Genomic DNA, 24,635 nt, shown 5'->3' on the forward strand with positions numbered 1-24,635 from the left:
AGCAAAAGTCCCTGAGCGTCATCCGCCGTAGCCCTGCGCCGATGATCGCAAAACCGCCGGCACAGGCCCGGCCCGCCTACGCTTAAACCGTACACCGGTATTTGCTGTTTCGAAGGAGGCCGCCATGAGCGATGAATTCACCAGCCATGGCGCGGCGCTTGACGACGAAGGAATGGAAAATGCCCTGGATCTGGCCAAAGTCAGTGCTGCGCAACTCTGGGCTGTGCTAGCAGTAGAAACCTCCGGCAACGGATTCTTTTCCGACCGCCGCCCGAAAATTCTTTTTGAGCGTCACGTCTTCAGCCGCTTGACCCAACAGGCGTTTGACACCCAATACCCGGATATCAGCAGCAAGACCCCTGGCAACTATGGCGCATCGGGGGCGCATCAATATGATCGGCTGAATCAGGCCATCAGCCTGAATCGCAACGCAGCGCTGCAAAGCACCTCCTGGGGACTGGGCCAGACAATGGGCTTCAATTTCGCCACCACGGGCTCGGCGGATGTCGAGGCGATGGTCAAGCGCATGGTCGCATCCGAGAACGAACAACTGCTGTGCACCGTGGGCGAGCTGATCGGCGGGGGTTCGGTGGCGGCGCTGCGGGCCAAGGACTGGGCCAATTTCGCCCGTCGCTACAACGGCCCCAACTACGCCATCAACAACTATGACTTGCGCCTCAGTGCCGCGTATCAAAAGTTCTCTTATGGCGGGACACCCGATCTGCGGATTCGGATGGCGCAAACCTGCCTGACGTACCTCGGCTGGCACCCTGGTGATATCGACGGCATCCTCGGCAAGCAGACCCGGGACGCGATGAACCTGTTCCAGGCCAAAGAAGGGCTTGACCTGACCACGGTCCTCAACGACGAAACCCTGGACCACTTGCGCAGCCGGGTCCTGGCGTTATCGGACTGACTCGAACCCCATGCAAACGGCCCCGGACACGCTCTGGGGCATGGGGCCTCAGACCGCCGATTGCAGGCGTTCAAGGCTCTAGCTCGCTCGCAATAGCGGTGGGTCAGCCACCTTCAATGTTGGGTGTGCGACCGTCATCGCGGGCAAGCCCGCTCCCACAGGACGGTGGCGATGACTTGAGATGGCCATGTATCAAAGTGTGTACAGCCCGGCTCTGGACACATCACGCCTTCAACCCCCCGCACCCGCGACACACCGCAGATACACCCGGTTGATCAAATACGCCTGTCGATTGGCCAAGCCGATCCTTGCGCTAACGGGCACACACGTCGCCCGACACCCCTGATTTGAAGGAGATCAACGCCCATGAATGCCTCTATTTCCTCTGCCGTGAAAGGCCTGCACCTGAACCTTGACCGTGCCGGCAGCTGGATAGCGCCCCTGACCCTGCGCGTGTTCCTCGCCTGGGAATTCTTCGAGTCCGGCCTGGAGAAATTCAATGGCGAAAACTGGTTTGCCGACATCCAGGACCGCTTCCTGTTTCCGTTCAACCACCTGCCGGCCACGCTGAACTGGGAACTGTCGATGTGGGTGGAATTGATCTGCGCCCTCGCCCTGCTGATGGGACTGGCCACGCGCTATTCGGCGATCAGCCTGATCGTGGTGACCATCGTCGCCACCGCCGCTGTTCACTGGCCTGCCGATTGGTCGACCTTGAGCGACCTGGCTCAGGGCTATTCGATCACCAACAAAGGCTATGGCAATTTCAAACTGCCGTTGATCTACCTCGCCGCCCTGGTGCCGCTGGTGCTGTCAGGCCCTGGCAAGTTCAGTCTCGATGCGCTGCTGGCGCGATGCTTCTGGCATCGCAGCCCGGTCTGAATCATCACCTGTAGGCGCTCGCTCGCGAAGCACTCCCCGGTACCGCGTATATCCAGATGTTCGCGTTATCGTTGACGTCCATCGCGAGCGAGCTCCTACAACGGTCAGTCAGCGGCAAATCGGGCAAATAATCGTCCATTCAGGCCAAACCCCTTGGTTGTTTGCGTCTATACATAACTGTACGCAGTTGGCCGACAACAAGAGGCACAGGCCGTGGACAGCAAGGGTTCGGGCACGAACCTGGCCTTTTGGTTGCCAGGCAGTGCAGTCATCCTGAGTCTGGTGGTATCGATGTTCGCCCTCAACCGCGAACCCTTCCTTGAGCCGCGCCCCGTCGGTGCACAATTCCAGGCGCAACTGCCTATCGAAGCACGGCTCTGGCAGGACCCTTTCGACGCGGTGGAGCGCTATCGCAAAAAGCTCGGCGACAGCAAAAACCCGGACGCCGCGAACGTTTGCAGCCCTGCGCTATCAACGCTGTCCGGTGCTAAACCGCTGCCCGACATCATGGTCGCGCTGGTCGAGGGCGGCCCCTACGCCGATGAGGTCGAAAGACGCCGGCGGATTCGCTACGCCTTGCTGGCCGGCTTCAAGAACTCCCATCGGGTACCGGATCAGGAGCAGTACATTCACTGCCTGAGACTCTCCGACACTCTGTCCCCCGACGCGCCGCAGGCAAGCGCTTTCGTCGACGCGCCCTATGAAGTGTTCATCTCCAACTCCTTCGATCCGCCGACAGCGCTTGAAGGCGCATCACCTCCTCCCGACCGCACGATTGTTTTCTGGTTGAAACAGGACGCACTTGGCCCGACGCCGTTGCAAAGCCTGGAAACCCTGCGCCAGACCCTGAACCAGAAAGTCGCTGCGGCGTGCGCCCCCACAGCCTGCGCCGAACCGCCCGGGCAGGCCGTGCTGAAGGTCATCGGCCCCTCGACCTCAACCGTGCTGCGGGACATGTTCCAGGATCAGGACATCGGCAAGGCCACGCCGAATGTCGAGATCTACTCACCGCTGGCCACCGCCGATAACGAAACCCTGGATCGCGGCTACCAGCCGTTGTCACCGCCGCTGGCCAATCGGCCACCCATGAAGTTGCTGCGCACCGTCAGCGACGACGGCACCATGACCCAATTGATGCTCGAAGAGTTGCAGTTGCGCCGCGTCGACCCGGCCATCGGCGTGCGTTGCGGCGAAGGCACGCAGCGCAGGACCGATTCACCCTGCACGCGCACGCTGCGGCGCAGCGACAACCGCATCGCCTTGATTTCCGAATGGGACAGTTTCTACAGTCGCGCGCTGATCGAAAGCTTCAAGATGCAAGTGGCCCGGGACGCGCACCTGAATGACAGCGAAAAGAACCAGCGCGAAGCGGTCGACCAATGGATTTTGCGCTTCAGCTATTTACGCGGCCTGGATGGGCGTCTGCCGGAGGAATCGGCGAGCACCGACAAGACCGCCAGCACCGATGCCAGCAAAAACACGGCGGGGACCACTCAGATCGACCTCAGCCCGCTGGAAAAAGCCGACGGCAATTCTCAGCTCGACTACCTGCGACGCCTGGCCGACCACATCGCCAGCGAAGACGCGACTTATCACCGCAACGGCCAGAGCGGCATTGGCGCCATCGGCATACTGGGCGTGGATGCCTACGACAAGCTGCTGGTGTTGCAGGCACTCAAGAGCCGGATGCCCTACAAACTGTACTTTTCCACCGACCTCGATGCCCGCATGCTGCAACGGGGCCAGGCGCAGACCACCCGCAACCTGATCCTCGCCGCCCCCTACGGGCTCACGCTGACCCGCGCCCTGCAACAAGATGTGCCGCCGTTTCGCGACAGCCTGCAAAGTGCCGTATTTGTCTCGGTGCTGGCGGCGCTGGCGCCGCAGTCATTCGAGGTCAAGCGTGCGAAATTCGACTATTCAAAATCGGAGCTGCTTTCGCCGGGCATTTATGAAGTCGGCATCAGTGGCTTCATTCCCCTGGCGACCCGGCTTAGCGCCTCGCGCCCGGTCAATTGCCAGGCGCCGACGCAATCGCAATCCGATCGCGGCATTCGCCCCCACGACCTCATGGCCCTGCGCTGCCTGCAGGATCCCTCGCCACCGCCCTACCCTGAACCGTCACCATCGATCCGCGAGCGTTTCAAACAAACCCAGTCCTTTTTCTGGGCCGGGCCGCTCACGTTCTCCTTGCTGATAATTGCCGGTTTTATCCTCTGGTGGCGGATCGAAGGTCCGCGGGATGACCATGACGCGCGGCTGGCCTGGGTGCGCGGCGTGCCGATCAGCCTGTTCATGGTCGCGGCGGTGTGCGCCTTCATCGCCACACGGTTCTGGCATGCGGAGTTTCTCTGGTTCACCTTCGTGTTGATCCTGCTGGGCATCCTGTCGCTGAACCTGACCCGGCGTTCCACCCGAAAACTGGCGCTGGCCGAGGATCCGATGGCCAGCCCCGTCCCGGCCTCCGATGACGCCTGGGTATGGTACATCGTGGTCCCGCTGGTGATGTTCATCCTCGCGCTGATGCTGGCCTACCAGATGCGCAGCACCCTGACCGACAACGGCCTGGGCGAGCCGATGTTCCTGTTCGAAGGCATCAGCGCCTGGCCGACCGTGGCGTTGCGTTTGCTGGCGGTGCTGATATCAATCTCGGCATTGACCTGGGGCTGGCGCAAGTTGCGCATCAACCGCGCCGAAATCGAAACCACCTTCCATTTGCGCCTGCACATGCGCAAATACGAGATGACGTTATGGGGCCAGGTCCGACGTTTGCTGCGCCGAGGCAAAGGCTGGAGCTTGCGGCGCTGGTGCAATGAACTGGGGCACTGGTTGCTGCTGATATTTTTCCCGTTGATGAGCGCCAGCGAAGACTGGTCAAAACCCTGTGCGTCGGCTCAACTCAGTTGCACCGACGGGCGCAAAATGATCTCCATTGCCCGCTTCTGGGGTGAGCATTGCATCTGTGGTTCGTTCGGTGCGCGCATGCTGCGAACGGCACTTGCCACCTGGCTTTACGTCGTCGTCACCAGTGTGCTGTTTGTCGTCTGGCCCATGGAAGGCATGCCCGTTCGCGGCCAATCGATGTGGTGGATGGTGAGCTGGCTGATTCCCACCCTGACCTTCCAGGTATTGGTGTTCTGGGTCATGGACGCCAATCTGCTGCTGACGCGATTTATCCGCCATCTGAGCGAGCATCACGCGATCTGGCCGGGGTCGTTGCAGGCCGAGCACAAGAAAATCTTCGGAATGCTCAAGCACCCCTGCATCGATGAGTGGGTGGATTTGCAACTGATCGCCAAGCGCACCTCGGCCGTCAACCGGCTGATCTACGCGCCGACAGTGGTCATGTTGATCCTGGTGGCTTCGCGCAGCAGCCTGTTCGACAACTGGCCGACACCGCCCGGCCTGGTCATCTCGTACCTGGTGACGGCGCTGTTGCTGCTCGGTTCCGCGTTGTCATTGCGACGCGCCGCCGAAAAGGCCCGTACCCGGGCCTTGCAACGACTCGACGCCTACCTGCTGGAAACCCAGGAAACAGCGCCTTGCTATGGCAAGTTCAAGATGATCCGCGAGCGGGTGGCGACCCTCAACACCGGCTCTTTCTCGCGCTATGCCGAAGACCCGCTGATCAAGGCGCTGCTGTTGTCGCTGACCGGGATTGGCGGCTCGGCGATTGTCGATGCGTTGAATTTTGCCAAGTTCTAAAGGGTTAGCCCCTGGGACCGGAAGCCTTGCGATTGCTGTTGAACATCAATCGCAAGGTTCATGCCCCTGACTACTTCACGGCGACTGGCGTCCATTCGAACCGATAGAACTTGGGGGATGGTCCTGGCTGGCATTGACCGTTATCGGCATCGGCGCCGACGAGCGACCAATGTGCACGGGAGTTTTCGCCCAGTTCATGAGCGGCCTCAGGCTTGAAGCACCGGGTCAGGACATCGGCCGGCACCAGGGCATAGGCCTGCGGGTGTTCCCGCAGCCATTGGGCGGCCTTTTCGACCGAGGAGTTGTCCATGCCGAAATGCACGATTGGCTGGCGGGCGAACAACCAGTGCCCCTCCTCCCAGTTGACCAGCACCAGGTCCGCGCCGTGGCTCATGGTCGCGGCCTGGGCCATGACGGCCCGATCCGGATTGGCGCCTTCGGCGAACGGTTCGATAAACCCGCGGGCGAACCACAGTACGAACCAGGCCGCTACCAGGGCCGGAAATACCCGACGCAAGCGCGGACGCTGCTTGAACCAGCGTTGCAGCAACCAGGGGATCAGGGGTGCAGCCACCAGCACCAGCCCCGGCAGCGCCGGGTAGATGTACAACTTGCGCTTGCCGGCACTGATGCAAAAGAACAACAGCACCAGTGCGACCCAACCGAGCAATACCAGCACCCGGCCGTCACGTTTTTTCAGCTGACGGCGCCACGCCGGCACCAGCCATGGCAAGGCCAGCACCAAAGGCAACCAGTATTGCGGAATGACGTTGGTGAAGAAGTACCAGAACGGTTCGCGGTGATGCCATGAGTTGGCGTAGCGCCCGGCGGTCTGGCGCAGGAGGATTTCCCGGGCATAGGCCACCTCGTCAGCGGTGCCATTGAATACGATGGACAACGCCATGGGTAACAGCCAGACCGCAATCGCCGCCAGCATCACCAGCAACCCGAGCCACCATTTGCGCGCCTGGCCCGGCATGGCCACCACGCCCGGCCAATCCTTGCGTACCGCATAGGCATAAGGGATCAGCATCAGCGCCGGCAGAAAGCCCACGCCTTTGGTGATCACCCCGATGCCCATGGCGGCGCAACCCACATAGAACCAGCGCCACGCCGGGCCCAGCAATAGATGGCGGGCCAGGCCATACAGGCCCAGCGTGGTGAACAGAATCAGAAAGCTGTCGATCTGCCCGGTGCGCAGGATGCTGTAGGTCTGGTAGGTCGCCAGGTACAACAACGCGGCAATGCGCCCGATGCGCTGGTTCCACAGCCGGCGGCCCAGGTCATAAACCATCGCCGTGACGGTCACCGCGGAAAACACCCCCGGAAGGTACAACGCGAGGTTGGGTTTGCCGGTGAGCCAGGTGAAGAACGCCACTGTCCACATGAAAATCGGCGGTTTGTCGCCGTAGATTTCTGCTGCGCGGTGTGGGATCAGCCACGAGCCGTTTTGCAGCATCTCCAGGGCCACGCCGAGAAAACGTTCTTCATCGACGTTCTGCGCCTGGCGCAGTCCAAGGCCTGCACCGATCAATAACAGGGCCAACAGCATCAGGCCCAGGCATTCGACTCGGGGCGATAGGGTTCGACGCATAGCTTATTCCTTAAGGTTTTTGCTTTGGGCAATCAACTGCAGATCGCGCAAGTACACGATAAAGCCAAAGGCCTGGCCGGCGATAAACACCGGTTCCTGTCGGCAGATGGATTGCGCGCATGAAGTTACTACTGCATGGCCCGGACATGAAGCTTATAAATCAGAAATATTCAGGTTTCGGTGGTTCGGATAATTTTTTTCAGAGCGCGTTGCTGATCGCGCCTGCTTACCTGGCATCCCCATCACGGGGTTTATAGAACCTGAACAAGCCGATATCCGCGGTTTTGACGTACTTGTCCGCCCAATCGGGCTTGACCGTGCGGTTATGGAAATACAAGGCGCCGCCGGTGTGATCCGGCAGCTGCTTGTTCAGTGCCTTGCGCGCGATTTCCTTGGCCATGGCATAGGGCGCCTCCTCCTGAACCGTGTCGGACTTGCCGTCACACCACCAGGAGAACTGGCAACTCTTGGTTTCCGAGCCTTGTTTGACCACACCGCAGACGGTATCGGGAAAGCCTTCGTGGCCCAGGCGGTTCATGACCACATTGGCGACGGCCTCCATGTCGGTGGATTCCTTGCCCTTGGCTTCCCAGTAGATGGAACGGGCCAGGCAAGTGATGGCGTCATCCAGCGGCGCCTTGCCCGCCGGGTCCACGGCCTGCGCTTCAGGCTGGGTAATGGCTTGGGCCTTGGGTACCGGTGCCGGGTTGCTGTCTTGCGTAGCCTTTTGTTCCAGCACCTCGGCCTTCTCTTTGGCAACTTGTTGTTTTTGCTCCTGATCGGTGGCCAATGCCGGGCCGGCGAGCAGCATTATTGCGAGGCAGGTTGCAATCCAGTCGAAGCGCATGGTCGGCAAGACTCAGTGGGCAGTAGCGCTAAAGTGTAGTAGTGAAATGTTTGCACGCTCGCCGCAACATTCTGGAAAATCCGTTGCCCTTGACGGGGTAACTTCGCGCATCATGGGCGCAGTCAGCTCAAGGGGGATTTCCATGCGTTCACTATCATCCGCAATGCGCTTTGCCGGGTTGTCACTGGGTCTGCTGTTTGCCGCCAGCGCGATGGCGAGCGAAGAGTCACAGCTGATCGAATCGATCAACGTCTACCGCAGCCAGTTGCAGCGTTGCGCCGGTCAGGTGTCGTCGGAGCTGCCGCCGCTGTCGGCCGACCCGCGCCTGGTGCTGTCCGCCACCAGCATCGGCAATTTGCAGCAGGCCATGGCGACCGCCGGTTACCCCATGAAGAATGTGCAGGCGATCAGCCTGTCCGGGCCCCGTGATGCGGCCTCGGCGATGAAAGCGATACAGGAGAGTTTTTGCCAGATCGTGCTGGACCCGCAATTCGTCGATGTCGGTGTCAGCCATCAGGACCGTGACTGGCGCATCGTTGTCGCCCGTCCGTTGCTCAGCGCACGCCTGGGCGACTGGCAGACCGAAGGCCAGAAACTGCTGGCCGAACTCAATATCGCTCGCAGCAAAGCACGCCAGTGCGGCACGCAGTCCTTTGCCGCCACCACGCCACTGGCCTGGAACGCCACGCTGGCAACCGCCGCCGAAGCGCATTCGCGCAACATGGCCAATAAAAACTTCTTCGACCACAAGGACCAGGATGGCCGCACGCCGGGCGACCGGGCGGAACTGGCGGGCTACAACTTCCAGGAGATCGGCGAGACCATCGCCGCCGGGCAAGACACCGTGCGCAAGGTGGTCGATGGCTGGATGGCCAGCCCCGGTCATTGCGCCAACGTGATGAACCCGCTGTTTCGTGACCTCGGGGCGGCCTACGCGACCGATCCGAAGAGCGATGCGGGGATTTACTGGACCGTGATGTTCGGGGCGCAGTAGCGACCTGACCTGAGACGACCTCTGTGGCGAGGGGGCTTGTCGGAGCGTAATCGCCGACAAGCCCGCCCACGGCGATTCATGCGCCGGACGTTGACCTTGACCTGATTGAGGTCATCAATCGTTTGACGGTGAAAAGAACAGGAATGCGCGTTTAATGTCGCCTTTTCGCTCGTTGCGCCCCCTCTATCGACGATAAACACCAAGATTTTTATCGTTATTTATCAATGATTTAAAAAACATAAATGTCAGTTCCTGACGAAAACAGCTCTTCATAGATGCCGTCGATCAACCGGTTACTCATAGTGATTGGACGTTCTCCCGAGTTGCCCTTAGCCTCCCCTCAACAAATCCGCACATCACGTCATTCGTAACGGTAGGAGCGAGCTTGTTCCTACAGGTTTTGCGGATACTCATTCAATGCGTATGAGGAACTCATGTCAGAGCGAGTCTTGGTCGATGGGTTTTCCCGGCGTGTGGACTACCTGCGCATGTCGGTCACCGATCGCTGCGATTTCCGTTGCGTGTACTGCATGGCCGAGGACATGCAGTTCCTGCCCCGGCAGCGAGTGCTGACCCTGGAAGAGATCTATCAGGTGGCCCAAAGCTTCGTCGCACTGGGCACCCGCAAGATCCGCCTGACTGGCGGCGAGCCGCTGATCCGCCCGGGCGTGGTGCAACTGTGCCAGAAGATCGCCGCCCTGCCCGGCCTGCGCGAACTGTGCTTGACCACCAACGGCTCGCAGTTGGCCAGACTGGCTCAGCCATTGTTCGAGGCCGGGGTCCAGCGGCTGAATATCAGCCTCGACTGCCTCGACCCGCAACGCTTTCGCGAACTGACCCGCACCGGCGATCTGGCGCAGGTCATCAAGGGCATCGACGCCGCCAACAAGGCCGGATTTCCCAACACCAAGCTCAACTGCGTGGTGATGAAGGGCCGCAACGATCACGAAATCAATGACCTGGTGAGCTTTGCCATCGACCGCAACCTGGACATTTCCTTCATCGAAGAAATGCCCTTGGGCACCATCCACGAACACAGCCGCGCCGAGGCGTTTTTCTCCAGCGCCCAGGTACGTGAAAACATCGCCGAACGCTACACTTTGATTGAATCCGCCGAGTCGACCCAGGGCCCTTCGCGCTACTGGCGCCTGGCCGAAGCGCCGCACATTCGCCTGGGGTTCATTTCGCCCCACAGCCACAATTTTTGCGGCACCTGCAACCGGGTGCGACTGACCGTGGAGGGGCGCCTGCTGCTGTGCCTGGGCAACGAACACGCCGTCGACCTCAAGGCTGTCCTGCGCAGCCACCCCGGCCAGCCCGAACGCCTGGAACACGCCATCATCGAGGCGATGAAACTCAAACCTTATCGGCACCATTTCGAAGTGAACGACGATGTCCAGGTTGTGCGCTTCATGAACATGACAGGCGGCTGAAAGACCATGATCGTCAGACCCAAACCCAACCTGATCGGTGTCCTGACTTCACTCAAGGGTTCGATTGCCAAGCGCATTGCCCTGCGCAGCCTGATGGTGACGCTGCTGGCCTCGGCCATCGTGTTCATCGAAACGCTGCACCCCAGCTACTTTTCCAAAGTCAGTGCGACGCCCTTCACCCTGCTGGGCTTGTCGCTGTCGATCTTCATGAGCTTTCGCAACAACGCCTGTTATGACCGCTGGTATGAAGCGCGCAAGGCGTGGGGCGACATCATCGTGGAAGTCCGGTCGATGATTCGCGAAACCCAGATCATCAAGGACGCCCGTGAGCGACACGCGATTCTCAGTAACCTCTGCGGCTTCGCCCACGCGTTAAACGCCCGATTGCGCAAGGAGAACGAACTGGCCGCCAGCGGTGACTGGTTGCAGCCGATTCCCAAGGGCGGCACCCAGGACATCAGCGGGCAAGTACTGATGCAGGTTGGCCAACAGTGCTCGGCACTCAGCGAGTCGGGCGCCATCAATGAATGGCGCTACACAATCATTGCCGGTCACCTGACCAACCTGACCCGCGCCCAGGCGATCTGTGAACGGATCAAAAACACCCCGCTGCCGTTCCCCTACACCTTGCTGCTGCACCGGACCATCTACCTGTTCTGCATCCTGCTGCCGTTCGCAATGGCCGAACCCCTGGGCTGGCTGACACCGGTTTTCACCGCGATCGTCAGCTACACCTTTTTCGGGCTGGATGCGATTGCCGATGAACTGGAAGACCCGTTCGGCCGCGACGAAAACGACCTGCCCACCGACGCCATCGTGCGCAACATCGAGCGCGACGTCCTGGACGCACTGGGCGTGACGGAACTGCCGCCACAACTGGAACCGGTGGACTTTGTCCTGAACTGAAAAAACGCGGGGGGCGGCTAGCGATGGCGGCCTGTCAGTCGACGTCCAAGCCGGATGTGCCGCCGCCCTCGCTGGCAAGCCAGCTCCCACAGCGGTCGGGTAAAACCGACTGTTCAAACCCCCGCTTCATGGCTACAGTCAGCGGCTCAAAGCGCCCCCGCACAAGGAACATTCGCTTGAGCCTCACGCCCTCCCCAAACAGCCCCGCCGAACTGACCAAGCCGGCGCCGATCAGCCTCGGTGAAGCGTTCCGATTCTGGTTCAAGCTCGGCTTCATCAGCTTCGGCGGACCGGCCGGACAGATTTCGATCATGCACCAGGAACTGGTCGAGCGCCGCCGCTGGATCTCCGAGCGGCGCTTCCTGCATGCCCTCAACTACTGCATGTTGCTGCCCGGCCCCGAAGCCCAGCAACTGGCGACCTACCTCGGCTGGCTGATGCACCGGACCTGGGGTGGCGTGATCGCCGGTGCGCTGTTTGTGCTGCCATCGCTGTTCATCCTGATTGCCCTGTCCTGGGTGTACATCGCCTTCGGTGAAGTGCCGGTGGTGGCCGGGCTGTTTTACGGGATCAAGCCGGCGGTGACCGCGATTGTGCTGCAAGCCGCGCACCGGATCGGCTCCCGTGCGCTGAAGAACGGCTGGATGTGGGCGATCGCCGCAGCGTCATTCGCCGCGATCTTCCTCGGCAACGTGCCGTTTCCGCTGATCGTGCTGGGCGCGGCCATCATCGGTTACTTCGGCGGACGCCTGGCCCCGGATAAATTCACCACGGGCGGCCACGGCAACGCGAAAAAATCCTTCGGCCCGGCACTGATCGACGACGACACGCCGCCCCCCGACCATGCCCGTTTCAGTCGCTGGAAACTGCTGCGCCTGGCGCTGATCGGCGCGGCGTTGTGGACACTGCCGATGGCGACCCTCACCGCCCTGTTCGGCTGGGAAGGCACGCTGACGCAAATGAGCTGGTTCTTTACCAAAGCGGCCCTGCTGACCTTCGGCGGCGCCTACGCGGTGCTGCCCTATGTGTATCAGGGCGCGGTCGGCCACTATGGCTGGCTGACGCCGACGCAGATGATCGACGGCCTGGCGCTGGGCGAAACCACGCCGGGGCCGCTGATCATGATCGTGGCCTTCGTCGGTTTTATCGGCGCCTATGTCCATCCTGTGTTCGGCCCCGATCAGGCTTTTGTCGCCGGCGCCCTCGCGGCCACGCTGGTGACCTGGTTCACTTTCCTGCCTTCGTTCCTGTTCATCCTCGCCGGCGGGCCACTGGTGGAGTCCACCCATAACGAACTGAAATTCACCGCGCCACTGACGGCGATCACTGCCGCGGTGGTCGGCGTGATTCTTAACCTGGCGTGCTTTTTTGGTTATCACGTGCTGTGGCCCAAGGGCTTCGCCGGACAGCTGGACTGGCCTTCATTGCTGATCGCCATCGCGGCCGCCATTGCCTTGCTTCGGTTCAAGCGCGGAGTCATCGAAGTGTTGCTCGGTTGTGGCCTGATCGGACTGGGCGTGCACCTGCTGCACTGAATCAAAGATTTACATATGCCGCTTTCACCCCTAGTATCCAGCCATCCCCGGATGGCTGTTTACCAGCCACCGACGTTTTCCTCCTGGAAACATGAGTCATGCGCACTTCGCCGTCAGAGCACCCCTTGCTGGATGTCTCGATCCTGACCACCTCGCTGCTGGTCGCGGACGGCATTGCCTGATGAAACGCATCGTCAACCTCCCCATGGCCCTGCGCCGCTCAAAACTGCGTCACTCCGCACGCCCGCCGGATAGCTGCCTGCTCGCCTGATTGCGTCTTCGACGCATCGAGCCTCCCCTGCCTTTTTGCTATCGCTGCCCGCACGCAACGGATCTTTGTCCGTGACCGTGCCGCGGCCCGAATCCGTGCGTCCGCGGGACGCCAACGTGAGTGACGAACAATGAAATTCGCAGCCCTTGAAGATGCCCAACGCTTTCTGGCGAACAACCCCGATATCGACATGATCGAGCTGTTCATTCTCGATGCCAACGGCGTGCCACGGGGCAAACTGTTGCACCGCGAAGAACTGCTGGCGGTGTACGAAAGCGGTCGTCCGCTGCCCAGCACCATCCTCGGCCTGACCTTGCAGGGCGAAGACGTCGAGAACTCCGGGCTGGTGTGGGACGTCGGCGACATCGACTGCCGCGCCTACCCGCTCGAAGGCAGCCTGGTGCGTTTGCCGTGGCGGCAGATTCCGACGGCGGCGGTGCAGGTCAGCATGCACCCGCAAGAAGGCATGCCGGCGAGCATCGCCGACCCGCGTCACCTGTTGATCAAGGTCATCGATGGCCTCAAAGCCGAGGGTTACCACCCGGTGATGGCCTGCGAGCTGGAGTTCTATCTGCTGGACAGCAAACGCGATCACAACGGTCGCCCGCAACCGGCGCTGGACGCTGACGGCGGTCGTCCACGGCACACTCAGGTCTATGGACTGCGTGAGCTGGAACAGATCGAACCGTTCCTCGCCGACCTCTATGCCGCCTGCAAACTGCACGACATTCCGGCACGCACGGCGATTTCCGAATACGCCCCGGGCCAGGTGGAAATCACCCTGGAACACGGCGATGCCTTGCTGGCGATGGACCAGGCGGTGCGTTACAAGCGGCTGGTCAAAGCCGTCGCACACAAGCACGGCATGCAGGCGACGTTCATGGCCAAACCGTTCGACGACCTGGCCGGTACCGGCATGCACATGCACGTCAGCATTGCCGATGCCGAAGGTCGCAACCTGTTCGCCTCCGAGCACCCGGCCGGCACCCCGCTGCTGCGTACCGCCATCGGCGGCATGCTCGCCTCGCTGCTCGATTCGTTGTTGTTGTTTTGCCCCAACGCCAACTCCTACCGGCGTTTCCAGGCCAACAGCTATGCGCCCCTGGCTCCGACCTGGGGCGTCGATAACCGCACGGTGAGCCTGCGCGTGCCGGGTGGCCCGGCCAACAGCCGACACATCGAACACCGCATCTGCGGCGCCGACGCCAACCCGTATCTGGCGGCGGCGGCAATCCTGGCCGGCATCCATCGCGGCCTCCGCGAAAACCTCGATCCGGGCGAGCCGGTGCAAGGCAACGGTTATGCGCAAGCCACGCAATTGCTGCCCACCGACTGGCTGACATCCCTGACGGCACTGGAGAACTCGGCCTGGGCGCGGGATGCACTGGGTCAGGAATTTCTTGGGGTTTATCTGGCGGTCAAGCGTGCCGAGTATCGGCAGTTCATGGGCGAAGTGGGTGAGCAGGACTGGCGCTGGTATCTGACTGAGGCGTGAGCCCAATCAGCCCCCAACCCCCTGTGGGAGCGAGCCTGCTCGCGATGGCGGTGTGTCAGTCACCACTGAGATGACTGACACGGCCTATCGCGAGCAGGCTCGCTCCCACAGGGGCCGCGCTGACTTCTCTTCATTTTTTGTCTGGACCCTGACATGACTAACCAACGCTGCAATTCCTACTACACCGCCACCCTCAACCAGGACACCGATTACCCTACCCTGCAAGGCCAACACCGGGTTGACGTGGTGATCATCGGCGGCGGCTTCACCGGCGTCGCCACGGCGGTCGAACTGGCTGAAAAAGGCCTCAAAGTCGCGATCGTCGAAAGCCATAAGATCGGCTGGGGCGCCACCGGGCGCAACGGTGGCCAGGTCACCGGCAGCCTTTCGGGCGACGAAGCCATGCGCAAGCAGATGCGCCGCACCCTCGGCGAAGAGGTCGACGATTTCATCTGGCACCTGCGCTGGCGCGGGCACCAGATCATCCGGCAGCGGGTGGAAAAATACGGCATCGCCTGCGACCTCAAGCACGGACACCTGCACGCGGCTTACAAGCCAGGTCACATGGAGGGTTTGCGCAAGGATTACGACGAAGCCGTGCGCCGTGGCATGGGCGGCGAGGTCAGCCTGCTCGACCGCAGCCAGGTGCGCGACCTGCTGCAAAGCGACCTCTACCACGGAGCAATCAAGAACACCCGCAACATGCACCTGCACCCGCTGAACCTGTGCATCGGCGAAGCCCGCGCGGCCGAGAGCCTGAGCGCGCTGATCTTCGAAAACAGCGAAGTGCTGGAGATCATTCACGGCGATGGCCCGCACAAGAGCCCTGGCGTGCGCACCGCCCACGGTCGCATCGACGCCAACCAGGTGCTGCTGGCCGGCGACGTTTACCACAAACTGGAACCCGGCAAGCTCAAGGGCAAAATCTTCCCGGCCATGGGCGGCATCGTCACCACCGCGCCGCTGGGCGACCTGGCCAGACAGATCAACCCCGAAGACCTGGCCGTCTACGACTGCCGCTTCGTCCTCGACTATTACCGCCTGACGGCCGACGGTCGCCTGCTGTTCGGTGGCGGCGCCAACTACAGCGGCAAGGATTCACGGGACATCGCCGCCGAGTTGCGCCCTTGCATCGAGCAAACGTTCCCGGCGCTCAAGGGCGTGTCCATCGATTATCAGTGGAGCTGCGCGATGGGCATCGTGATCAACCGCATCCCGCAGCTGGGCAAGCTTTCGGACAACGTCTGGTACTGCCAGGGCTACTCCGGACACGGCATCGCCACCACCCACATCATGGGCGAAATCATGGGCCGCGCGATCACCGGACAACTGGAGCACTTCGACACCTTCGCCGCCTGCCAGCACATCCGCGTCCCCATGGGCGACCTGCTCGGCAACCCGATGCTCGCCGCCGGCATGTGGTACTACCAAATGCTTGAACGCCTGCGCTGAGGCATCCACGGGATAAGCCCGAATCATCTGTGGGAGCAAACGTGCTCGCGATGAGGCCATGACATTCAACATCGAAGGTGCCTGTTCTTCCCCCATCGCGAGCAGGCTCGCTCCCACAGGTTTTGTGTGCCTCAAGAATGACGAGGACGTTAATTTGCCGTGGCGGTCTTGAACTTGGTCCAGGTTCGCATGCGCGCCCGCATGTCCGCCTGGGGAATGTCCTTGCCCGGAATCAGCCGCTCGTAGGTGGCCTCGTCGAGGTAAATGTCCGGGTTGTTGCGCATGCTTGCATCAACGCCCGGACGCGCCTTGGCATTCGAGGTGGGGTAGCCGGTGAAATTACTGATGGCTGCCATGTTCTGGGGACGCATGACGAAGTTGATGAACGCATAGGCGTACTCCGGATGCCTGGCGTCGACAGGAATCGCCATGGTGTCCATCCACACCGTGGTGCCTTCGCGGGGAATGCGGTACTGGAACGAGGTTTTCTTGCCCGCGGCGTCCGAGGTCCGTTGCGCCTGGGTCATGTCACCGCTGTAACCGAGGGACAGGCACAGGTTGCCGTTGACCAGATCCGTCACCGGCTGCGACTGGAACTTGCGAATGTATGGCCGCAACTTGAGCAGCAGGTCACTCGCCGCGGCCAGGTCCTCCGGCCTGGCACTGCGCGGTTCCCGACCGAGATAATTGAGCACCACGGCCAGCACTTCGTCCGGGGAATCAATCATCGAGATTCCGCAATCGGCGAATTTACTCGCCAGTTCCGGCTTGAACAGCATGTCCAGGCTGTTGACCGGAGCATTGGGCAAGCGCTGCCTTATCTGCTCGTCATTGTAGGTCAGGCCGATGGTGCCCCAGGTATAAGGGACCGTGGCCTGGCTCGAATGCTCGTAATGCCCATGCAGCTTCTGCAAAACGGGTTCGATATCGGCCAGGGCGGTGAGCTTCGAGCGATCCAGCGGCAGCAGGCTACCGGCGCGCATCAGGCGCTCGGCCACGGTGTCACCGGGGAAGATCAGGTCGTAACCGCTGCCACCGGCGAGCATCTTGGCTTCCAGCGTCTCGCTGCCATCCATGACGTCGTAGATCACCTTGATCCCGGTTTCAGCGGTGAATCGGCTCAGGGTGTCCTCGGCAAAATAATCGGCCCAGTTGTACAGCCGCAGGGCTTTCTCCTCGGCGTGCAGCGAGGGCAAGGCACCGCTCAGTGCCAGGCCGAGGGCACCGCTCAACAGCGTGTTGGATAAGCGCATGTCATACCCCTTGAGTGTTCCAGCGTGTGTTGATGTGACGACCGTCCTGACTCAACAGCGCCCCATACATGTCCGGGCGACGATCACGGTAGATGCCCCAGCTCAAGCGCTCTTCGCGCATGGCGGCCAGGTCCAGGCTGTGCACCAGCACGGCGGTGCTGTCGCGGTCGGCCTCGGCGAGCAATTTGCCCTTGTGGTTACAGATAAAGGACGAGCCGTAGAAACTCATCTGCAAGTCAGGGTCGGTGGTCGCGGCTTCTCGGCCGACACGGTTGGCCGCCACCACCGGCAAGATGTTGGCCGCCGCATGGCCACGCATGGTCATTTGCCAGTGGTCCCGTGAGTCCAGGGACGTGCAGCCGGGCTCCGAACCAATGGCCGTGGGAAACAGCAACACCTCGGCGCCCATCAACGCCAGGCAGCGCGCGGTCTCGGGGAACCATTGATCCCAGCAGATGCCCACGCCGATACGTCCGTATGCCGTGTCCCAGACACGAAAGCCGGTATCGCCGGGGCTGAAGTATTCCTTCTCCTGATAACCGATGGCATTGGGGATGTGGGTCTTGCGGTACACGCTGAGCAAGCGCCCATCGGCATCGGCCACGCTCAGCGAATTGAAACAGGCGTTACCGGCCCTTTCGAACCAGCTCAGGGGCAGCACCACGCCCAACTCCCTGGCCAGCGCGGCAAAGCGCTGGAGCACATGACTGTCACGAAACTCTTCGGCCAGCGCGAGGTGCCGGTGGCTTTGCTCGATGCAAAAGTACGGGGTGGCAAACAGCTCCTGCAGCAAGATGAGCCGGGCACCCTGTGCCGCAGCATCGCGCACCAGTTGCTCTGCCTGATCGAGGTTTTTTTGCAAGTCCCAGGTGCAAGGCATCTGGGTCGTGGCAATGGTCAACACAGTCATGAGATCAACCCTCCACCGGCCAGACAGGCTGTTGCTGGGTAATGCAATGCACACCCCCACCGCCATGGGCCAGATGATTGATCCGCACCGGTACCACTTCGCGCCCCGGAAACGCCTTGGCCAGGACTTCAGCAGCCACGTTATCGGCATCGATGCCATAGGCCGGCATGATGATCGCGTCGTTGGCGATGTAGAAATTGGTGTAGGAGGCACAGAACACTTCTGCCTCGCTGTCCACGGCATCGGTGGCTTCATACAGTTCGATCAGTTCGAACCGACGGCCCCGGGCATCAGTCGCCAGTTCCAGCGCACGCCGGTTTTCGCGGACCACTTCGGCGTACACCGATTGCTGGTCATGGGTGGCATCCACCAGCAACACACCGGGGCGCGCGAATGCGCACACTCCATCGACATGGCCGTCAGTCATGTCGCCGGTCACATGGTCCGGGTCGCCCGGCAGCCAGATCGTCTTCTTCACGCCCAGCAGCCGGGCGAAGATTTCCTCCATTTCAGCCTTGCCGATGCCCGGATTGCGATTGCGGTTGAGCAGCACTGATTCGGTGGTGATCAGCGTGCCCTCGCCGTCCACGTGAATGGCGCCGCCTTCGTTGCTCAAAGGTGTGCCGAAGCACTCCACGCCCAGATGATTGAGTGCGCGTCGCGCCAGGCTTTCATCCAGGTCATGGGCCGACTTGCCGCCCCAGGCGTTGAAGCGCCAGCTCACCCCGGCCAGACCCTGCTGCGGGTGACAGACAAAGCTCGGACCGGAGTCGCGGCACCAACTGTCGTTTACCGCCAGCTCGATCAATTCGATATTGGGCCCGCACAGGGCTTTGGCACGGGCCACAGCCGACGGATCGACCACCATCTTCACCGGTTCGAAACGGGCAATGGCGTTGGCCACGCCAGCGAAGTCTTCCTGTACCTGGGCCAGGGTGACGCCCCAGCCCGACTCCCAGAGTGCCTTGTTGTGCGGCCACACCATCCACGTCGCGGCGTGCCTGGCCCACTCTGCCGGCATCATCCAACCGGTGCTTCGAAGTTCGTTGTGCTGCATGATAAAAAGCCCTTTAGTTAAGCCATTGTGTTCAACAAAAACCGTCTTGGCGGTCCTGTCTTCCATGCTACGGCTGCAAAAACGGGCTAACAAACGATGGATTTTGCCGACAACTGATTAGGAAAACTTATCGATATGCTCAAGCACTGGCCACCCCTCAGCACCCTTCGCGGCTTTGAAGCGGCTGCCCGACTGGGCAGCTTTCACAAGGCCGCAGAGGAGTTGCACCTCACCCAGTCGGCCATCAGCCAGCAGATACGCAGCCTGGAGGCCTACCTTGAACAACCTCTGTTCTTTCGCAGCGGGCGCAGCGTCAGCCTGACCGATGCCGGCCACGATCTGCTCAGCACCACCCAGGCACTGCTGCAACAATTGGCCGTTGGCATTCGACGCCTGGGGCAATACCAGAAACCCAATCAACTGGTGCTCAATACCACCCCGGCGTTCGCCCGCCACTGGCTGCTGCCGCGCCTGGGGGATTTTCGCCGCCAGCATCCGGACGTTGACCTGTGGATTTTCAGCACCGATGAAGTTCCGGACATGGCCAGCCAGACCATCGACATTGCCGTGCGCGATGACATCAGTTCCCAGGCCGAGTGCAGCTTCAAAGTGCTGCACGCCGACCGCCTCTACCCGGCCTGCCACCCGAACCTGTTGGCGCTGCCCGGTGACCAGCGCACCACCTTGCACGGCGAGCGGGAAATGGATTGGAGTCATTGGGCGGTGGAGTCGGGCATCGATGTCGGTCAGCAAGACCAGGGGCTGAACTTCTCCGATCCCGGACTGCTGCTCGATGCCGCATGCGCGGGCCTGGGCATTGCCCTGGTCAGCGAATTGCTCAGCCAGCAGGCCCGGGCCAATGGCTTGTTGCAGCCGCTGGTCGAGCAAACCATCCGCGGTCCGAACTGGGCCCTGCTGACCCATCGCGACAGTGAGAACAATGCCCGCAGCTTTTGCGAATGGCTGGCGAACAACCTGTAAGCCCCGAGCCAGACTGATCGCTGCGGGGCGTCGGCAGCGTTCCGCACACACGGCGCATTTTCTCGAAAATATAGATAGCAGCCTAATTACAAGCTCAACTATGATGAGCTAACTCTCCCCCTGAAGATTTCACCATGACCGACATCCTGACCCTTGGTTTCGCCCTGCACGACAGCGCCCGTTTAATGCGCAAGCGTTTTGAACAACGTGCGCGACACGTCGGTCTCACGCGCTCGCAATGGCAGGTGCTGGCCATGTTGTCGATCAACGAGGGGATTCATCAAAAAGGCCTTGCGGACTTGCTGGAGCTGGAGTCGATCACCCTGGTGCGCCTGCTGGACAAAATGGCCGAGCGCGGGTTGATCGAGCGGCGCCGCCACCCGACCGATCGCCGCCTGTCCCTGCTGTTTCTGACCGAACAAGCCCATCCGCTGCTGGAACTGATGCGCAGCATGGGGCAGCAGACACGCGAGGAAGCCACGGCCGGGTTCTCGGAGGAAGAGAACCAACTGCTGCTGCAGATGATGAAACGGGTCAGGGCAAACCTGATCGAGGCCTGCAGCCGCCCCATCGACGAGGAGGAGGTGCGCCATCATGGCTGATCAACGCCTGAAGTCGCCGCCGGAGTCACCGCTGCGGCCCACCGCCCCACGAATGGAAAGCCCCTCGTCAATCGAGGCGCCCAAACCGGACCTCGGCCAGGCGCAGGGCCGGCAGATCGACGCTTCCCCTGATCGCCCGAAACGCCAGCGCACGCGAACCGCGCTGTTCGCATTGCTGCCCCTCATGCTGCTGTTGGGTGGCTACCTGTATGTCACCGGCGGGCAGATCATCTCGACCGACAACGCCTATATCCAGGCCGATCATGTGGGCGTCTCCACCGATGTCTCGGGCCTGGTGGCCTCGGTGGACGTCAAGGACAACCAGCGGGTCGTCCAGGGCCAGGTGTTGTTCACCCTCAAGCCAGAGCCCTTTGAAATTGCCTTGGCCAGCGCCAGGGCGCAACTGGGCAACGTGCGCAATCAGATCCTCAATCTCAAGGCCAGCTACAACCAGGCGCTGGCCGAAATCGACCAGGCTCAAATCGACCTTCCGTACTACCAGGCCGGCTTCCAGCGTCAGGAGACCCTGCTCAAGGTTTCCGCGGTGTCCAAGACCAACTACGACGACGCCAAGCACGCCCTGGACAGCACCCGGCAAAAAATCGCCGTCGCCAAGGCCACGGCGCAGATGGTACTGGCGCAATTGGGTGGACGCATCGATACCCCGGTCGAACAGCAACCCACCTACATGCAGGCCCAGGCCGCCGTCGACGAAGCCCAGCGCAACCTGACCAACTCGGTGGTCAGGGCGCCATTCGACGGCATCGTGACCAACGTTGACTCGTTGCAAGTCGGCGCCTACCTGCAACCGCCGCAATCGGGCATCAGCCTGGTGTCGGCCGATCATCTGTGGGTCGCCGCATCACCCAAGGAAACCGAACTGACCCATGTGAAACCCGGCCAGCCCGTCGATATCAGCGTCGACAGTTACCCCGGCGTGCAATGGCACGGCACCGTCGAAAGCATCAGCCCCGCCTCGGGCTCCAGCTTTTCGCTGCTGCCGGCGCAGAACACCACGGGCAACTGGGTCAAAGTCGTGCAACGGATTCCCGTGCGCATCAGCATCGACGATGCCGGACAAAAACCGCCCCTGCGCACCGGCATGAGCGTGGAGGCCCGGATCAATACCGGCAAGGCGCGCGGGCTGCCGGAAATGTTCTCGGGGTCGCTTGCCAGTCATGCCCCGGACCATGAATGAGTCGGCCGCGACGCAATCGGTAGCCCATCGCGGGATGATCACCGCCTGCGTGGTGCTGGCGGTGATCATGCAAGCGCTGGACACGACCATTGCCAACGTCGCCCTGCCCTACATGCAAGGCAGCATCTCGGCCAGTTCGGACCAGATCAACTGGGTACTGACCTCCTACATCGTCGCTGCCGCGATCATGACTCCGCCTTCTGCCTTTCTGGCCCGGCGCTTCGGGCGAAAACGCGTGCTGCTGTGGGCGATCATCGGCTTCGTCGTCTCCTCGATTCTTTGCGGCCTGGCGCAATCACTGGAAGAAATCATCCCGTTCCGCTTGCTCCAGGGCCTTGCGGGCGCCGCGCTGGTGCCGCTGTCCCAGGGCATTTTGCTGGACATCTACAGCCTCAAGGAACGCGGTTCAGCCATGGCACTGTTCGGTGTCTCGGTCATGGTCGGCCCTGTGCTGGGCCCGATGCTGGGCGGCTGGCTGACCGATAACTTCAGCTGGCGATGGGTGTTCTTCATCAACTTGCCCATTGGGTTGCTGGCGCTGGCCGGCATCGTCTACTACGTGAGCGAAACACCCACCGACACTGAAACGCGCCTGGACTGGCTCGGCTTCGGCTCGCTGAGCGTGGCGATCATGGCCTTGCAACTGTTCCTCGATCGAGGTGAACAGCTGGGCTGGTTCTCTTCCATTGAAATCCTGATCGAAGCCGTGGTGGCCGCCGCCGCGAGCTACGTGTTCCTGGTCCACACCTTCACGGCCGACAATCCCTTCATCAGCCCGAAGCTGTTCAAGGACCGCAATTTTTCGATCAGCGTGATCTTCATCTTTATCGTCGGCATCACCTACCTGGCTTCGCTGGCGTTGATGACGCCCTACCTGCAAACCCTGATGGGCTACCCGGTGCTGACCGCCGGCATGGTGATGGGCCCTCGGGGCCTGGGCACGATGCTGACCATGTTCCTCGCCGGTCGCTTGCTGGGCAAAGTCGATACGCGCCTATTGCTGTTGACCGGTCTGGGCTTGTCGGCACTGTCCATGTGGCTGATGACCGGCTGGACGCCCAATGTGTCGATACAAACCATCATCGTGGTCGGCTTCATTCAAGGCACCAGCCTGGGCATGCTCTTTGTGCCGCTGACCACCGTTGCCTTCGCGACACTGCCCGTCAACCTGCGGGCCGAAGGAACCGGGCTGTATAGCCTGTCGCGAAATGTCGGCTCCAGCGTCGGGATCTCCATCGTCACCGTGCTGCTGGCGCAGAACATTCAGGTCAACCACGCGGAAATCGGTGCCTACGTCACCCCGTTCAACCGGGCTTTCGACGCCTGGGCGATCAAGAGCTACCTGGACCCGATGGTCGCCTCCGGTCGCGCCACGCTGGACGCCATGATCACGGTGCAGGCCAGTTGGGTGGCCTACCTGGATGACTTCAAGCTGTTGATGCTGTTGTCGCTGGCGGTCATGCCGCTGCTGTTGATCATCAAGCCGGCGAAGAACCCGCCGAGTGCCGACCCGGTCGCGGCGATGGAGTAGTGGCGGGGGCCGACGGCGGCCCTCGAAAACCCCTCGAGCGCTACCGGCATCACGGCGAACGCGCCCTTAAGCTCAATAAATGACCAACACATTACAAGCCCTGCATTTCGCTGTGTCTGGGTGTTTATCCACAGGAATACCCACGACTTTTGTGGATAGCTTTGACCGCCCTTCCGCTCCATTTCCTGCATAGGCGTATCCTCGGCGACAGAGTAAACTTCGCTCCAGGCCTATCGGAGCAATTCATTTTTTAATCAGGAATTACTGTGTCCAAACCTGTTGAGGATAATGCATCCCTCGAGTCCTTTTCGCTCGAAAGCCCCTCCCCCCTGTATGCCCGGGTCAAGCAAATCATCATGCAGAAGATTCGCTCCGGCGCATGGTTGCCCAACTCCAAGCTGCCCTCGGAAAGCGAATTGCTGAATTTGCTGGGGGTCAGTCGCATGACCATCAACCGGGCCCTGCGTGAACTGACGATCGAGGGATCGCTGGTGCGCATGCAGGGTGTCGGCACTTTTGTCGCCGAGCCCAAGGGCCATGCCGCGCTCTTCGAGATCCACAATATCGCCGAAGAAATTGCTGCCCGAGGGCATGAGCATCGCTGCGAAGTGATCGTGCTTGAAGAAATGCCGGAACGCGCGCGGGCTTCGATGCCGTTCCCGCTCGAAGGTGTCAGCCGGATATTTCACTCGGTGGTGGTGCATCACGAGAATGGCGTACCGGTGCAAATCGAAGAGCGCTTCGTCAATGCCGAAGTGGCCCCCGCCTATTTGCAGCAGGACTTCAGCAAGGTCACGCCGTACGCCTATCTGATCCAGCTGGCGCCACTGACCGAAGGCGAACACGTCGTCGAGTCGATCCACGCCAAAGCCGCCGAGTGCAAACTGCTGCAGATCAAACGCTATGAGCCTTGCCTGTTGATCCGCCGTCGTACATGGGCGGCAAAAGGTCAGGTCGGTTGTGCTCGCCTGGTCTATCCGGGTTCGCGCTATCGCCTGGAAGGCAAATTCGGCAACTGAATCACCGTTCGAGCGGCCCCGCCGGTCGCTCGACGCCCCGCCTGCACAAACTTC

The 24,635-nt window shown here is 61.4% G+C and carries 19 protein-coding genes; 14 read left to right on the plus strand and 5 right to left on the minus strand.

Features of this window, described 5'->3' with window-relative positions:
* Nucleotides 1-124 precede the first annotated feature (124 nt).
* The 3 genes from ACGJAX_RS23940 (at nucleotide 125) to ACGJAX_RS23950 (ending at nucleotide 5,503) form a co-directional block, all read left to right on the plus strand.
* The gene (locus ACGJAX_RS23940; protein WP_390956405.1) at nucleotides 125-916 is read left to right on the plus strand and encodes an N-acetylmuramidase domain-containing protein; all 792 of its coding nucleotides are present in this window, start codon (nucleotides 125-127) and stop codon (nucleotides 914-916) included.
* Nucleotides 917-1,282: 366 nt separating this feature from the next.
* Nucleotides 1,283-1,798, plus strand: coding sequence for a DoxX family membrane protein (locus ACGJAX_RS23945; protein WP_390956406.1), 516 nt, complete (start codon nucleotides 1,283-1,285; stop codon nucleotides 1,796-1,798).
* A gap of 213 nt (nucleotides 1,799-2,011) precedes the next feature.
* Nucleotides 2,012-5,503: a hypothetical protein gene (locus ACGJAX_RS23950; RefSeq protein WP_390956407.1), complete on the plus strand. Its 3,492-nt coding sequence runs from the start codon at nucleotides 2,012-2,014 to the stop codon at nucleotides 5,501-5,503.
* Nucleotides 5,504-5,573: 70 nt separating this feature from the next.
* On the opposite strand, the gene ACGJAX_RS23955 is transcribed toward ACGJAX_RS23950, so the two are convergent.
* Entirely contained in the window at nucleotides 5,574-7,097 is a 1,524-nt protein-coding gene (locus tag ACGJAX_RS23955; RefSeq protein WP_390956408.1) for a glycosyltransferase family 39 protein, read from the minus strand.
* A gap of 226 nt (nucleotides 7,098-7,323) precedes the next feature.
* Nucleotides 7,324-7,944, minus strand: a complete 621-nt coding sequence (locus ACGJAX_RS23960; RefSeq protein WP_390956409.1) for a cell wall hydrolase — start codon at nucleotides 7,942-7,944, stop codon at nucleotides 7,324-7,326.
* A 142-nt stretch (nucleotides 7,945-8,086) separates the two neighbouring features.
* On the opposite strand from ACGJAX_RS23960, the gene ACGJAX_RS23965 reads away from it, so the two are divergent.
* The 6 genes from ACGJAX_RS23965 to ACGJAX_RS23990 all read left to right on the plus strand — a co-directional run bounded on the left by ACGJAX_RS23965 (nucleotide 8,087) and on the right by ACGJAX_RS23990 (nucleotide 16,030).
* Nucleotides 8,087-8,938 (plus strand): CAP domain-containing protein, encoded by an 852-nt coding sequence (locus ACGJAX_RS23965; protein ID WP_090320466.1) that lies wholly within the window; start codon nucleotides 8,087-8,089, stop codon nucleotides 8,936-8,938.
* A gap of 434 nt (nucleotides 8,939-9,372) precedes the next feature.
* Complete coding sequence (gene moaA / locus ACGJAX_RS23970; RefSeq protein ID WP_390956410.1) at nucleotides 9,373-10,371, plus strand: GTP 3',8-cyclase MoaA; 999 nt, start codon at nucleotides 9,373-9,375, stop codon at nucleotides 10,369-10,371.
* 6 nt (nucleotides 10,372-10,377) lie between these two features.
* Complete coding sequence (locus ACGJAX_RS23975; RefSeq protein WP_390956411.1) at nucleotides 10,378-11,277, plus strand: bestrophin family ion channel; 900 nt, start codon at nucleotides 10,378-10,380, stop codon at nucleotides 11,275-11,277.
* Nucleotides 11,278-11,453: 176 nt separating this feature from the next.
* Nucleotides 11,454-12,812 (plus strand): chromate efflux transporter, encoded by a 1,359-nt coding sequence (gene chrA, locus ACGJAX_RS23980; protein WP_390956412.1) that lies wholly within the window; start codon nucleotides 11,454-11,456, stop codon nucleotides 12,810-12,812.
* A gap of 401 nt (nucleotides 12,813-13,213) precedes the next feature.
* Complete coding sequence (locus ACGJAX_RS23985) at nucleotides 13,214-14,578, plus strand: glutamine synthetase family protein (protein WP_248916612.1); 1,365 nt, start codon at nucleotides 13,214-13,216, stop codon at nucleotides 14,576-14,578.
* A 153-nt stretch (nucleotides 14,579-14,731) separates the two neighbouring features.
* Complete coding sequence (locus ACGJAX_RS23990) at nucleotides 14,732-16,030, plus strand: FAD-dependent oxidoreductase (RefSeq protein ID WP_390956413.1); 1,299 nt, start codon at nucleotides 14,732-14,734, stop codon at nucleotides 16,028-16,030.
* 149 nt (nucleotides 16,031-16,179) lie between these two features.
* Here ACGJAX_RS23990 and ACGJAX_RS23995 read toward each other — a convergent pair whose 3' ends face one another.
* The 3 genes from ACGJAX_RS23995 to ACGJAX_RS24005 are packed head-to-tail and all read right to left on the minus strand — an operon-like array spanning nucleotide 16,180 to nucleotide 19,250.
* On the minus strand, nucleotides 16,180-17,283 hold the full coding sequence (locus ACGJAX_RS23995) for an extracellular solute-binding protein (protein WP_390956414.1): 1,104 nt from the start codon (nucleotides 17,281-17,283) through the stop codon (nucleotides 16,180-16,182).
* A 1-nt stretch (nucleotide 17,284) separates the two neighbouring features.
* Nucleotides 17,285-18,193, minus strand: coding sequence for an N-carbamoylputrescine amidase (gene aguB, locus ACGJAX_RS24000; protein WP_390956415.1), 909 nt, complete (start codon nucleotides 18,191-18,193; stop codon nucleotides 17,285-17,287).
* Nucleotides 18,194-18,197: 4 nt separating this feature from the next.
* The gene (locus tag ACGJAX_RS24005; protein ID WP_390956416.1) at nucleotides 18,198-19,250 is read right to left on the minus strand and encodes an agmatine deiminase family protein; all 1,053 of its coding nucleotides are present in this window, start codon (nucleotides 19,248-19,250) and stop codon (nucleotides 18,198-18,200) included.
* A 135-nt stretch (nucleotides 19,251-19,385) separates the two neighbouring features.
* Here ACGJAX_RS24005 and ACGJAX_RS24010 point away from each other — a divergent pair, with 135 nt between their 5' ends.
* The 5 genes from ACGJAX_RS24010 to hutC all read left to right on the plus strand — a co-directional run bounded on the left by ACGJAX_RS24010 (nucleotide 19,386) and on the right by hutC (nucleotide 24,581).
* Nucleotides 19,386-20,231, plus strand: coding sequence for a LysR substrate-binding domain-containing protein (locus tag ACGJAX_RS24010; RefSeq protein WP_090320443.1), 846 nt, complete (start codon nucleotides 19,386-19,388; stop codon nucleotides 20,229-20,231).
* Between the two features lie 134 nt (nucleotides 20,232-20,365).
* Complete coding sequence (locus tag ACGJAX_RS24015) at nucleotides 20,366-20,833, plus strand: MarR family transcriptional regulator (RefSeq protein WP_390956417.1); 468 nt, start codon at nucleotides 20,366-20,368, stop codon at nucleotides 20,831-20,833.
* Entirely contained in the window at nucleotides 20,826-22,031 is a 1,206-nt protein-coding gene (locus ACGJAX_RS24020) for an efflux RND transporter periplasmic adaptor subunit (protein WP_390956418.1), read from the plus strand. Before ACGJAX_RS24015 ends, ACGJAX_RS24020 begins: the two co-directional genes overlap by 8 nt.
* The gene (locus tag ACGJAX_RS24025) at nucleotides 22,024-23,562 is read left to right on the plus strand and encodes a DHA2 family efflux MFS transporter permease subunit (protein ID WP_390956419.1); all 1,539 of its coding nucleotides are present in this window, start codon (nucleotides 22,024-22,026) and stop codon (nucleotides 23,560-23,562) included. The genes ACGJAX_RS24020 and ACGJAX_RS24025 overlap by 8 nt, the downstream gene beginning before the upstream one ends.
* A gap of 266 nt (nucleotides 23,563-23,828) precedes the next feature.
* Entirely contained in the window at nucleotides 23,829-24,581 is a 753-nt protein-coding gene (gene hutC, locus ACGJAX_RS24030) for a histidine utilization repressor (protein ID WP_090320430.1), read from the plus strand.
* The last annotated feature ends 54 nt before the right edge of the window (nucleotides 24,582-24,635 follow it).

It is taken from the genome of Pseudomonas moorei (assembly GCF_042846945.1).
GTDB lineage: Bacteria > Pseudomonadota > Gammaproteobacteria > Pseudomonadales > Pseudomonadaceae > Aquipseudomonas > Aquipseudomonas moorei.